The organism is Litoribaculum gwangyangense (assembly GCF_039543505.1).
Classification (GTDB): Bacteria; Bacteroidota; Bacteroidia; order Flavobacteriales; family Flavobacteriaceae; genus Litoribaculum; species Litoribaculum gwangyangense.
In genome coordinates, this window is record NZ_BAABJW010000001.1 from 723,649 (window position 1) to 736,180 (window position 12,532).

Below are 12,532 nucleotides of genomic sequence, written 5' to 3' on the forward strand. Positions count from 1 at the left end.
GGATGAAATATTTAACCCCAGAAATTGAAGCCTTGTCAAAAAACGTAGAATCAAAATCTTTAGCACGTATAAATATGTCGTGTGGTATTTTTCAAGATTGTGATTATACTGAAGAACGACCAAAACCATATCCTCAACAGAGAATAAATGAGCATTAAGGAATAGCACCAAAAGAGATATTTAAATTGCAAATGAAAAAAGGAATATTACTAGTAAATCTGGGATCTCCCGATAGCCCAGAACCAAAGGATGTAAAAAAATATTTGGGAGAGTTTTTAATGGATGAACGCGTTATAGACGTGCCCCTTTGGGCAAGAAATTTGCTTGTAAAAGGAATCATTTTAAATACGCGTCCGAAAGCTTCTGCGAAAGCGTACAAAAAAATTTGGTGGGATGAAGGTTCACCTTTAATTGTGCTTTCTGAAAGACTTCAAAATAAACTTCAAAAACAAGTGGAGGAACCGGTTGCTTTGGCTATGCGCTATGGGAGTATGACCATAAAAAAGGGGCTTCAAGAATTGGTTAACAAAGGTGTAGAAGAAGTATTATTGTTTCCATTATATCCACAATTTGCGATGGCAACCACTGAAACCATAACGGTTTTAGCTGAGGAAATAAGACAAAAATATTTTCCAAATTTAAAAATCGAATCGGTTCCAGCTTTTTACAACAAACCAGATTACATAGAAGTATTGTCAAACTCCATTAAAAAACACCTACAAGGGAAAAACTACGAGCATTTATTGTTTTCGTATCACGGGGTTCCTGAACGTCACATTCGTAAAAGCGATATCACTAAATCACATTGTAATCCAAGCGATAAAGTAAATTGTAAATGTTGTAAAATACCTAGTGAGGCGCACAAGTATTGCTATAAGCACCAATGCGTTGAAGTAACACGTTTAGTTGGAGAAGCATTAAATTTAAAAGAAGGCACCTTTTCAACCTCCTTTCAATCTCGTTTAGGATTCGACCCATGGTTGCAACCTTATACCGATAGAACGATTGAACGTTTGGGAAAACAAGGGATAAAAAACATGGCGATTGTAACCCCCGCTTTTGTGAGTGATTGTTTAGAAACTTTAGAAGAAATAGCCATGGAAGGGGAAGAAATATTTCATGAAGTTGGAGGAAAGGAGTTTACAACTATACCTTGTTTAAATGACGATGATGACTGGGTAGCACTCATTTCCCGTTGGATAAAGGAATGGGCTACTCCTGAAACCGTAATGGTATAATGACCAAGGTTTCATCCCAAGAATTAGGTTCACAACCTATTAGTAAACTCTTAATAAAACAAGCTGTCCCAGCATCAATTGGAATTTTAGTGATGTCGCTAAACATTCTAGTCGACACTATTTTTGTAGGCCAATGGATAGGCTCTACAGCTATTGCTGCCATTAACGTGGTATTGCCGGTGTCATTTTTTATTGCCGCATTGGGAATGTCTATTGGCATTGGTGGTTCGTCTATAATCTCCCGAGCTTTAGGAGCTGATAATAAAGACAAAGCTTTAAAAACTTTCGGAAATCAGCTTACACTTACCCTCTTGGTTACTGTTACGTTTGTAATTTTTGGACTTTGGTTTGTGGATGGTATTATTCCTGCTTTTGGTGGCAAAGACACCATTTTCGAGCCTGCCAAAATATATTATAAAATTGTGCTTTATGGTGTGCCATTTTTAGCACTATGTATGATGGGAAACACTGTTATTCGCGCAGAAGGTAAGCCTAAGTTTGCCATGTACGCGATGATGATTCCATCGGTTGGTAATTTACTTTTGGATTATGTTTTTATCAATTTACTAGAATTGGGAATGGAAGGAGCAGCATGGGCTACCACAGGGTCATATTTGCTTTGTTTTGGTTTTATTCTGTGGTTTTTCCTTTCAAAAAACTCTGAGTTAAAAATAAATATATCTCATTTTGGTCTCAATAAACCTATAGTTTCAGAGATCAGTTCTCTAGGATTTGTTACTCTAGCAAGACAAGCAGTAGTAAGTGTTACCTACCTATTTATGAATAATATTTTGTTCAATTTGGGAGGTGAAACTTCTGTTACAGCGTATGCGATAGTAGGTAGAATGCTTATGTTTGCTTTATTTCCAGTGTATGGAATTACTCAAGGTTTTTTGCCTATAGCAGGATTTAATTATGGTGCGAAAAAATATCATCGAGTTAAGGAAACCATTTTTACCGCCATTAAATATGCTGCTGGCTTAGCAACGCTGGTTTTTATTTTACTTATGGTATTCCCAGAAGCCATTACTAAATTATTTACAACTGATCTTGCAGTAATAAAAGAAACTCCTAACGATATGCGTTGGGTATTTGCCGCTACCCCGATCATTGCAATTCAACTTATTGGAGCGGCTTATTTTCAAGCTATCGGTAAAGCTGTCCCTGCACTTTTACTCACATTAACTCGACAAGGATTTATTTTTATTCCCTTAATTTTGATACTTCCCAAGTTTTTTGGAGAATTAGGGGTTTGGATGTCTTTTCCTATTTCTGATGTTTTGGCAACCATTATTACAGCCTATTTTCTTAATTTAGAACTAAAACGAAATTTAGTAACTACCAACTAGGGTTATGGAATATTACAACTACATTAAATCCTTTCATCTTATTTTTGTGATTACTTGGTTTGCTGGGTTATTTTACATCCCGCGTTTATTTGTCTATCAAATTGAAGCGTTTCACAAACCTTCTCCAGATAAGGAAATTTTAGGGAAGCAACTTAAACTTATGGCAAAGCGCCTATGGTTTATCATCACATGGCCATCAGCCATTTTGGCAACTATTTTTGCCATTTGGTTACTTGTTTTACAACCCTACTGGTTGCAACAAGGTTGGATGCATGTAAAACTTGCTTTTGTAGTTTTACTCATAATTTATCATTTAAAAACCCATCAATATTATAAGCAATTACAAAACGATGTGGTAAAAAAAACCTCCAGTTTTATGCGAATTTGGAACGAAGGCGCCACTTTTATCCTGTTTGCAGTAGTTTTTCTAGTGCTACTAAAAAGTGCTATTAATTGGGTTTGGGGTATTGTTGGGATATTGCTTTTAGCAATTCTTATTATGTTGGGATTTAAAATTTATAAGAATATAAGAAATAAAAATCCTGAAACATAGGCTTTTATATCACGTCGATGGGTTTTTATTAAAATCAAAATGGTATCGAGAAGTTGGGCGTTACCCTGTTGGGTCAGGCTATTCATTACAATCTTTTTTATCGTACCTCAAAAAAGGATTTCCATGGCTATCCTAAACGCACTCAATTATCAAGTTATAGTTTTTTAAACCAGCTTAGCCTGTTTGGTTTGATTATTGCTATATTTATTGCATCGATATTTTAGATGAATATAAAAAAACTTTCCCTTCGTACTCGTATTTTTTTAGCCATGATGTTCTTGGTATTACTGGCATCTATTCTTATTTCTGCAGTAGCAATTTATCAGTACAAAGAACAAAGTGAAGATTACCACACCGAACGTTTGGGGCGCAAAGAAGAAAACATTCAAACACATATTAGGCGGGTTTTAAACGGCAGACAAAATACATGGGAAGTAAAAACCGAAAATATACCCATTATTTTCAAAGAAGAAATCTATAATATTGCAGACATCCATAAACTTCAAATCAATCTATATGATTTAGATGGAAATTTATTGATTTCATCAAGAGCAGGCTTACAAAACACAGCTGCCGATAAATGTTTGTCTGCCGAGGTTTTAAACGCGATCACCAATACAGCCACCCATCGATTTGTTGATAAGCATACTGAAAATGGAGAAACGTTTCAATCTTCTTACACTATTATTTCGGACCAACATTCTAAGTCATTGGCCATATTAAATTTACCTTATTTAGAAAAAGATGATTTTTTAACCAAAGAACTTGAAGAATTTTTAAAGCGAATTGGTTTAGCATTCACCTTTATTTTTTTAATGGCCATCATTTTGGCATTTTTGCTTTCAAAATACATTACGAAATCGCTAAAGGCCATTAGTGACAAAATCAATACCACGAGATTGGAAAAACGTAATGAAAAAATTGAAATTGATACCACTAGTGAAGAGATTTCTACTTTGGTAAACTCCTATAACAGTATGATTGACGAGCTAGAGGAAAGTGCTGTGCAATTAGCTCGAAGCGAACGTGAACAAGCGTGGAGAGAAATGGCAAAACAAGTAGCGCACGAAATAAAGAATCCATTGACGCCAATGCGATTAACGGTGCAAAATTTTCAACGAAAGTTTAATCCAGAAGATGAAAACATCCATTTAAAAGTAAATGAATACAGCAAGACGCTTATCCAGCAAATTGATACCATGAGTTCTATTGCATCAGCATTTTCAAATTTTGCTAAAATGCCCGCACAACAAAACGAAACACTTAACGTGGTTAATATCGTGAAATTGGCACTGGATATTTTTAATGAAGATTATATCGCTTTTTCGGCAGAGCAGGAGGAAATTATTGCAAAATTTGACAGAGCACAGCTTATTCGTTTAGTAACCAATTTGGTAAAAAACGGAATTCAATCCATACCAGATCATCGAACGCCTAAAATAAATGTAGCTGTTACCACCGATGAATATAATGTGGTCATTACGATTGCTGATAACGGTTCGGGAATTTCAGAAGAAAACATGGATAAAGTGTTTGAGCCGAAGTTTACCACCAAAACTAGTGGTATGGGTTTAGGATTAGCCATGGTTAAAAATATTGTAGAAACCTATAAAGGGAGCATTACATTTAATACTGAAAAAGATAAAGGCACTACTTTCATAGTCATATTTCCTAAACAAAATTAAACAACTATGATAAAGCTATTTTTTATTTTTTGGGCTTTAATTCCCGGTTATGTATGGGCACAATCTGGGGTTTACGTAATTGATCACACCCATGACAGTATTGATGGAACAAAAACGAAATGGACACTTATTTTGAACGATGATGGAACATTTTCATATCACTTTTTAAGGGATATTTCTTCTATTTCAAAAGCCAACATAGAGGAGAATTTTTACGGAAAAGGAACTTGGAAAGCTGAAAATAATATAGTCTATTTTCATACCAATAAAGAAACAGATTTGGATGAAAAGTATAACATCGATTTCACCAACTCTAAAGCAAGATATATTACAAAATCACCCAGAGATAAGTCAGATAGAGTTGTCAAAACGGCATTACACTTTTATGAATCCAACTTATTTTATATTAAAGGATTAAAATTATTCAAAGAATAAATTATGAGCTACAACAACATATTCTCAAAGGAAGAAAAGGGTATTACAACTATTACAATCAATCGTCCTAACAAATTAAATGCTTTAAACAGAGAAACTATTAAAGAACTTCACGAGGCATTTGATGAAGCTAACCACGATAAGAAAACCAAAGTTATAATTTTAATAGGAAGTGGCGAAAAAGCGTTTGTTGCAGGTGCCGATATTAGTGAATTTGCAAATTTTTCTGTAAAAGAAGGCGCTAATCTAGCCTCAAAAGGTCAAGAATTGTTGTTCGATTTTATTGAAAATTTATCAACCCCAGTTATAGCAGCAGTAAATGGATTTGCTCTTGGTGGCGGATTGGAATTGGCCATGGCATGTCATTTTAGGGTAGCTAGCGATAATGCTAAAATGGGTTTGCCAGAAGTATCGTTAGGTGTTATACCGGGTTACGGAGGCACGCAACGTTTACCACAATTAATTGGCAAAGGGCGCGCTATGGAGTTGATTATGACGGCCGGTATGATTGATGCCCACACCGCTTTAAATTATGGTTTAGTAAACCATGTTACCACTCAAGATGAACTGTTACCGCTTTGTGAAAAAATAGCAAGTAAAATCATGCGTAATTCGCCAGTAGCAATTAAAAGTGCTATAAAAGCCATTAATGCCAATTTTAAAGATGGGGTAGATGGTTACCAAGTAGAAATAAAACAGTTTGGGAAGTGTTTTGGAACCCTAGATTTTAAAGAAGGCACTACCGCCTTTCTTGAAAAAAGACAGGCAAACTTCCCCGGAAAGTAAGTTTTTCATTTAGAATTCAGAGTATTTTAATTTCTTTTTGAAACTATTTTAATCTCACTCATTGGGTGTTATGCTTTTATTCAAAGACCACGTCATCTATATAAATGTCATGAGGTTTACCATAAGCACTAGAAAAAACAACCAACCCTGATCGAATACAGCTCATATCCTGATTCTTCAATTTGATGGTATATTTCTTCCATTTGGTTGTAAGCTTAATCTCTATGTGCTCTATGGCACTATCTGGATATGGTTTATCTTTTTTTATCAATCCAAAACCTACGGTAGCGTTAAGATTTTTTTCACTGGCCTTGGCCCAAAAACTAAATTGGCTTGTACCAGAAAGATCATAACCTCCTTCAATATCTCCCCAATCATTTGGAGGAGTTACTAAGCCCAGACCATACCATTCGTAGTCATCACTATAAGATAGTTTTAAAGCATAAGTGCCAGCATAAACATCTTCTTTGTTTTTTAAGTCTACCTTTATAGCCTTATAATTTCCCATGTAAGCAGAGGGGAAGTAAGGGTTGTTTTCTCCATCTTGATAAACATAGAATGGCAAGTCCATTTTTTTAACTACAAGGTCATCTTTCGCCGACTCATCATATTCTTTAAGAATGGATTTTGTAGCGTTATGGATAGGTTCAAAGCCCAAGATATCAAACAATTTAGAAGATTGCTTTAAATAATTATCATTGCTAGTTTCCTTAAACCATGCTTTAGAGATTACATCGTTTTTATAAAGTCGACTATCTTTCCATTCTGAAATACCTTCAATACCTATTTTTGGCCAGTCCTCATTTATAAAGCTAATGGCCTTGATATTCTTGTTATAAATGAAACTGAAATAGTTTGCGAACCAGTTATTCCATACTTCGGTATTTTCTATATCAATTCCATTTATGGGGTTAGATTCTGCAATCATTACTGGTTTTTTGTGTTGTTTGGCAAAGTTCAGCACATTATCACAATAAATGCCAAATTCAGGACCATCGTAGGCGTGTCCAAAAACCGATATAGCAACCCAGTCAACATAGTCATCACCAGGATACCAAGCTTCTAAGGGATAGTTTTTGTAAGGTTTGGATGCAAATGAATGCCAAACGAAAGCGACGTTATGAGCGCCCTCTGTTCGCATGATATCTACGATATGCTTATAGGCCTTTACATATTCATCTGGTTCCAAAGTGTTATGAGGTCCATCAAACTCGTATCCTATTCTTAAATATATTGGTCTATTGGCAACTTTAGCCCAAGCACTAAATTGTTTAACAACATTATCGTATGCTCCATTTCCTGCATTTTTTGCAATATCCCAATTGCCTACCATCCACATGGCACTTTGTATTACGGTGTTGGGAAACTTGTCAATTATCATTTGATGATATTGTGTATTGCCTGCTGTATTTTTATGAGGCTCTATAATACCTTTGAATTCTGGAATCCCCCAATATGCTGACCAACCACTTGGAATTTCTTCCTCTGGAAAAGCAGCCATATATTCTGAAATTCTTTCAACGGTTTGACCCATGATAAGAAGTGTTTTCCCTTTTGGGGGAACATATTTTGTTTTTTCGTATTCATAAACAAATTCATCATCAATAGTCTTATCAATCATAGAGACCATTGCCTCAACTGAAAGCTTTGATTTTTTTTGTTCTTGAGCAATAATCTTTTTACTAGTTGTAAATGCGACTAAAATAAACACCATGGCATAAACCCTTATAAGTCTTGTATTATTATTCATAAATTTTATTTTTTAATTCAGGTTCACTTAGTTCAAAGTGCTTTGCCGTTTTAACTCTTAAAGTAAATTTTATATGATTTTCTATAGAATTTTGGCGCTGTGTTTTTTGTTCGTGAATAGAAGAAAAATTTTATAAAATATCCTTTAAGCCTAAAATATATTGATTATAAGCTACTTTCATTATTTTAAACCAAGGTAGCTGAAAATTTTTACAAAATCAAGTTGTTAATAAAGTTCATTTGTTTTAACAATTTTCAGAAAAAATTATAAGTAATTTTAAAGAGCTACTTATACAGCAATAACCCTTAATTTTACTGTAATGGACCCAAAATCTACCATAAAAGGACGTGGTGCGCAACTAAATGCGCATAATCGTTTTTTTGAATTAAGCCATGAAGTTCGTGATGATTTCCTAGAATTCTGCTTAAAAGAAGGAGAACAAGCCGATAAAAATAAAACCCTTTACTTACCTGTTTTTCCAAAAACTATAGTGAATAAAGTGGTAAGTCCAGATGTTGGCATGATGTTCTCCATGAATGCCTACCAAGGTTGCGAACATGGATGCATTTATTGTTATGCCAGAAACACCCATGAATATTGGGGTTACAGTGCAGGGTTGGATTTTGAAAGAAGGATTTTAGTAAAAAAAGATGCGCCAAAATTGCTGGAAGAATTGTTGAAAAAGAAAACTTGGAAAGCACACCCTATTGTTATGTCTGGAAATACCGATTGTTACCAACCTGCCGAAAAGCAATTTGAAATAACCAGAAACTGTTTAGAAGTATTTTTAAATCACAAACATCCAGTTGGTATTATTACTAAAAACTCTTTAATTTTAAGAGATTTAGATATTTTAAAAGCTTTGGCGAAGGATAATTTAATAGCTGTTAATGTATCTATTACCTCATTATCTGAACAAACCCGACGCGTTTTAGAACCAAGAACAGCAACTATAGCAAGGCGTTTAGAAACCGTTAAAATATTAAGCGATAACAAAATTCCTGTAAATGTGATGTTAGCACCTATTATTCCATCCATAAATAGCCATGAAATTTTGCCTTTGGCAAAAGCCGCTTCAGATCATGGTGCCTTATCCATTGCACATACTATTGTCAGATTAAATGGTGCGATTGGTGAAATTTTTACTGATTGGATTAAAAAAACCATGCCCGATAGAGCCGATAAAGTATTACATCAAATAGAAAGTTGCCATGGAGGAACTTTAAACGATTCACGATATCAAACACGAATGCAAGGTGATTGTAAAATTGCGGAGCAAATCAATAACCTTATAAAATTGGCAAAACGTAAATATTTTAAAGATAAAGGCATGCCTAAATTGAACACAGAATTGTATGAACAGTTTAGAGATGGGCAATTAAAACTTTTTTAAAACAAAAAAGTGGGTTTTTAAAACCCACTTTTAACGATTAATAGTGTTTAAAGAGTTAGATGTTTTTTGTAAAAGTTCTTCCTTCTGTTTTAATAACAATTTTGTAATTGCCTTTATCCAGTCCAGTTAACTTATATGCTTTCTGGATATTTCTGGTGTTTTCAATAGTTTCAGAAAACATAAGTTCATAATCACTTGCCGATGTGAAGTAAATTTCAATTTTTAAAGGTTCATCATTTAAAGCCAATTTGGTAACATATACCATATCACCTTGAACTCTTGTAAAAGGCTTGTAAATAGTTTCACTGGCTTCTTTATTAAAAACCACATTATTCGATGTTACTGAAAAAGGAATGGTAGTTATTTCTAAATCTTTGTTAATCTCAAAAATATACTTACCATCTGGAAGTGATGTTAAATCAAATCCTTTGGTATAATTACCAGATTTTTCAATAATCTCTTTGTATAAAATTATACCATTATTATCTACAATGGACAATAGGTTACCTCCCTTTACATTTTTTAAAGTAAGTAAAGTTTTTTTCGTGTCATTTTTAATAGTGTAGAATGATACTTCATTGGCGAAACTTAACAAGGTAGCAAACATAGTTACCATTAAGATTCCTTTTTTAGAGTGTTTAATTAGGTTTTTCATGATTTGGTTTTTTTAACGTTCAACACAGCAAATATAGATTGAGTTATAAGTTTTTAAAACATTGATTTTGATGATTTTATGTGCTATATTATCTTTTATATCTATATAAAACAATTATTAAGTTAATATAGAACAACTCTCTGTTAAAAAAGTATAAATTCAAAATATCCAATAAAATAAATGTTGTTATTCCTCATTTAAAAGAAGGGACACAATAAGGCATAAAAAAAAGTGAGCCACCACAGCTCACTTTTACCAACTAAACTAAATAAGACATTAAACTAATTATTAATGAATTTTGTCACTCACCTAAGAGTATATTTTTTTAATCTATATTTCCTAATGTTTAACAATACAAAGATATGTTAGATATGGGGTAAGGAAAACATCAATTTTGACTTATTTATATGCTATATTAACCGTTAAATTTATGTTAACAGTATGTTAAGACAAAATAACATATAATAAAGACAAAAAAATACATATTGAATGTATAATATGCATTAAATTTGCACAAAAACAACCACCCCGTTATGATGAGTAAGAAACCTACACTAGAAAAACTAAGCCCTAGTTTTGGTAGTTCGCTACTTGTAAAACAACATGCAGAGAAGGTAGATAAGAATAATGCTTTTTGGCATTTTCACCCTGAATTGGAGTTGGTTTACGTAAACAAAGGCCAAGGAAAAACACATATAGGAAACCATTTATCCTATTTTAATAATAGCCAACTTATTTTAATTGGAGCAAATTTGCCCCACAATGGGTTTGCCGATAGGTTAACGGCCAATGGAACCGAAACTACGGTACAATTTAAATCTGATTTCTTGGGAAACGATTTTATAGGTATTCCAGAAATGGCACATGTTTCGTCATTATTTGATAGAGCCAAAAAAGGAATTAGGTTTGGTATTGAAACAAAAACCGTTATGGGACCTAAAATAAATAAACTATTGGAATACCAAGGGCTAGAACGTGTTTTAAAGTTTTTGGAAATTTTAAACTACTTAGCCTATACTGAAGATTTTACTGTATTAAATGCAGATGGTATAGCGCTTGAAACCAACCCACAGGACAGTGATAAGATCAATACCATATATAAATACGTAAACGCTAATTTTCAAGAACATATTACTTTAGATGATATAGCGGAAAAGGTTAGTATGACTGTACCAGCGTTTTGTAGATATTTCAAGAGAACCACTGGAAAAACTTTTACTCAACTGGTAAATGAATATCGAGTTGTACATGCTACCAAACTTTTAAATGAAAGCAAATTAAGTATCGCCGATATTTGTTACGAATGTGGGTTTAATAATTTTTCTCATTTTAATAAGCAATTCAACGAAATTACAGGTAAAAGTGCTTCAAATTACAGAAAGGAAATAAAACATATTATTCAATAGAAAGTTGCTACTATGGAAGATGATAAAATTGACAAAACAATAAGTTACTATATTGTAAAAATGAATGGGATAGTAAATTTTATAAATTCCAGTAACAACTTGACCGTGGAACAAATCATACAAAGTGGTAAAGAACTATCCATATTGGAATACAAATTGACTGCACTTGAGGTAGCTAAAGAAAACTAAAAATCTCATAAATTAAAAAAACCCTTTACTTCTATTAAGTGAAGGGTTTTTAATTTAAAATTATACGTTATTATTTTAATCTGAACCATATTAATAAAACACCAACTAATACGGGGAGCGCCAGTAAAAGTAAAGCCAGCGATAAAACAAAATTTAACGTAGCAGTTCTATTATTTTTTACTATTTTTTTCATGTTTAAAGTTATTAAACGTTCAACTGCACAAAGTTATAGTAATGGGTCACTTTAAAACACATCCATTTTGACCAATATATGTTCTATTTTATCATTAATATCAATATATTGTTATTATTGTGTTAAAATAACATACAATGAGGATAATTTCAAAAGAAAGTAAGGCCTCAAATTTATCTTTTTCCTTCCCATTCATTAAAAAATTGGTTTAAATATTCCTCCATAAAAGCATGCCTTTCTAAAGCAAGATGCTTACCGGTTATAGTATTCATTTTATCTTTTAGAAGTAATAATTTTTCGTAAAAATGATTGATGGTTGGCGCTGATGAGTTTTTATACTCAGTTTTACTCATTTGGAGGTTAGGTTTTACATCGGGGTTGTAAAGAGGTCTGTTTTTAAAACCTCCATAATTAAAACAACGTGCAATACCAATAGCACCAATAGCGTCTAGTCTGTCTGCATCTTGCACAACATCGAACTCTTTGGAGGTAAAATTTGATTTTTTTGCAAGTGAATTTTTAAATGAAATGTGCTTAATGATATTTATAATGTGCTCAATAACTTCAGAATTTACGTTCAATTTAACTAAAAATTCCTGAGCTATTCTTGGGCCTACGGTTTCATCACCTTCATGAAATTTACTATCGGCAATATCATGAAGCAAAGCTGCAAGCGAAACAACAAAAATATCAACGGTTTCATTTTCTGCAATTAATAAGGCGTTTTTATAAACACGTTCTACATGAAACCAGTCATGACCGCCTTCAGCACAAGAAAGCGTGTCTTTAACAAAAACTATGGTTTTATTTATTATTTCTTTTGAATTATCCATTATTTGTTAAAAATAAAAATTCCTTTCTTAAACGAAAGGAATTAATTTATAAACGAATGTTTTAATT

At 33.1% G+C, this 12,532-nt stretch carries 13 protein-coding genes; 10 read left to right on the plus strand and 3 right to left on the minus strand.

The features are described 5' to 3' along the window. Positions 1–2 precede the first annotated feature (2 nt). The 7 genes from ABD963_RS03160 (at position 3) to ABD963_RS03190 (ending at position 6,046) form a co-directional block, all read left to right on the plus strand. The gene (locus tag ABD963_RS03160) at positions 3–158 is read left to right on the plus strand and encodes a hypothetical protein (RefSeq protein ID WP_345275484.1); all 156 of its coding nucleotides are present in this window, start codon (positions 3–5) and stop codon (positions 156–158) included. A gap of 33 nt (positions 159–191) precedes the next feature. Then, positions 192–1,238 carry a ferrochelatase gene (gene hemH, locus ABD963_RS03165; protein ID WP_345275485.1) on the plus strand — a complete coding sequence of 349 codons (1,047 nt, stop codon included), beginning with the start codon at positions 192–194 and terminating at the stop codon, positions 1,236–1,238. After that, positions 1,238–2,587 carry an MATE family efflux transporter gene (locus ABD963_RS03170; RefSeq protein WP_345275486.1) on the plus strand — a complete coding sequence of 450 codons (1,350 nt, stop codon included), beginning with the start codon at positions 1,238–1,240 and terminating at the stop codon, positions 2,585–2,587. The genes hemH and ABD963_RS03170 overlap by 1 nt, the downstream gene beginning before the upstream one ends. A 4-nt stretch (positions 2,588–2,591) precedes the next feature. Further along, on the plus strand, positions 2,592–3,140 hold the full coding sequence (locus ABD963_RS03175) for a CopD family protein (protein WP_345275487.1): 549 nt from the start codon (positions 2,592–2,594) through the stop codon (positions 3,138–3,140). 224 nt (positions 3,141–3,364) lie between these two features. After that, positions 3,365–4,825, plus strand: coding sequence for a sensor histidine kinase (locus tag ABD963_RS03180; protein WP_345275488.1), 1,461 nt, complete (start codon positions 3,365–3,367; stop codon positions 4,823–4,825). Positions 4,826–4,831: 6 nt separating this feature from the next. Further along, entirely contained in the window at positions 4,832–5,260 is a 429-nt protein-coding gene (locus ABD963_RS03185; RefSeq protein ID WP_345275489.1) for a hypothetical protein, read from the plus strand. A gap of 3 nt (positions 5,261–5,263) precedes the next feature. Next, positions 5,264–6,046, plus strand: coding sequence for an enoyl-CoA hydratase/isomerase family protein (locus ABD963_RS03190; RefSeq protein ID WP_345275490.1), 783 nt, complete (start codon positions 5,264–5,266; stop codon positions 6,044–6,046). A gap of 76 nt (positions 6,047–6,122) precedes the next feature. Here the strand turns inward: ABD963_RS03190 and ABD963_RS03195 are convergent, their stop codons facing one another. Next, a complete protein-coding gene (locus ABD963_RS03195) occupies positions 6,123–7,796 on the minus strand; it encodes a glycoside hydrolase family 26 protein (RefSeq protein WP_345275491.1) in 1,674 nt (557 codons plus the stop codon). 319 nt (positions 7,797–8,115) lie between these two features. Here ABD963_RS03195 and ABD963_RS03200 point away from each other — a divergent pair, with 319 nt between their 5' ends. Further along, positions 8,116–9,189 (plus strand): PA0069 family radical SAM protein, encoded by a 1,074-nt coding sequence (locus ABD963_RS03200; protein ID WP_345275492.1) that lies wholly within the window; start codon positions 8,116–8,118, stop codon positions 9,187–9,189. Positions 9,190–9,244: 55 nt separating this feature from the next. On the opposite strand, the gene ABD963_RS03205 is transcribed toward ABD963_RS03200, so the two are convergent. Then, complete coding sequence (locus tag ABD963_RS03205; RefSeq protein ID WP_345275493.1) at positions 9,245–9,844, minus strand: hypothetical protein; 600 nt, start codon at positions 9,842–9,844, stop codon at positions 9,245–9,247. Between the two features lie 533 nt (positions 9,845–10,377). On the opposite strand from ABD963_RS03205, the gene ABD963_RS03210 reads away from it, so the two are divergent. Together ABD963_RS03210 and ABD963_RS03215 are read left to right on the plus strand one after the other, a co-directional pair. Beyond that, positions 10,378–11,250, plus strand: a complete 873-nt coding sequence (locus ABD963_RS03210) for an AraC family transcriptional regulator (RefSeq protein ID WP_345275494.1) — start codon at positions 10,378–10,380, stop codon at positions 11,248–11,250. Between the two features lie 12 nt (positions 11,251–11,262). Then, entirely contained in the window at positions 11,263–11,439 is a 177-nt protein-coding gene (locus tag ABD963_RS03215) for a hypothetical protein (RefSeq protein WP_345275495.1), read from the plus strand. A 366-nt stretch (positions 11,440–11,805) separates the two neighbouring features. On the opposite strand, the gene ABD963_RS03220 is transcribed toward ABD963_RS03215, so the two are convergent. Next, complete coding sequence (locus tag ABD963_RS03220; protein ID WP_345275496.1) at positions 11,806–12,465, minus strand: HD domain-containing protein; 660 nt, start codon at positions 12,463–12,465, stop codon at positions 11,806–11,808. Between the last annotated feature and the right edge of the window lie 67 nt (positions 12,466–12,532).